This is a genomic window from Micrococcus sp. EWR3.9.1, from assembly GCF_052615555.1.
In genome coordinates this window covers 1-288 of record NZ_JBQXFD010000058.1, presented here as the reverse complement: position 1 = coordinate 288, position 288 = coordinate 1, and the positions used below count along the sequence as shown (strand labels likewise).

General features: G+C 69.1%; 1 pseudogene. It reads left to right on the top strand.

The window, feature by feature from the left end:
* A pseudogene (locus ACUJ8O_RS11560) lies at positions 1-288 on the top strand (pyridine nucleotide-disulfide oxidoreductase); the annotation flags it as partial.

Sequence of the window (288 nt, the reverse complement as noted above, 5' to 3'; positions counted from 1 at the left end):
CGTGCCGCGGCACTGGCCGTTGGAGGCCACGCAGGTCGCGGTGATCGGCAACGGGAACGTGGCCCTGGACGTGGCCCGGATCCTGTCCAAGCATGCCGAGGACCTGCTGCCCACCGAGATCCCGGACAACGTGTACCGGGACCTGGCCGCCTCCCCGGTCACGGACGTGCACGTGTTCGGCCGGCGCGGGCCGGCGCAGGTGAAGTTCACCCCGCTCGAGCTGCGCGAGCTGGCGCACTCCCGGGATGTGGACATCGTGTTGTACGAGGAGGACTTCGACTTCGATGA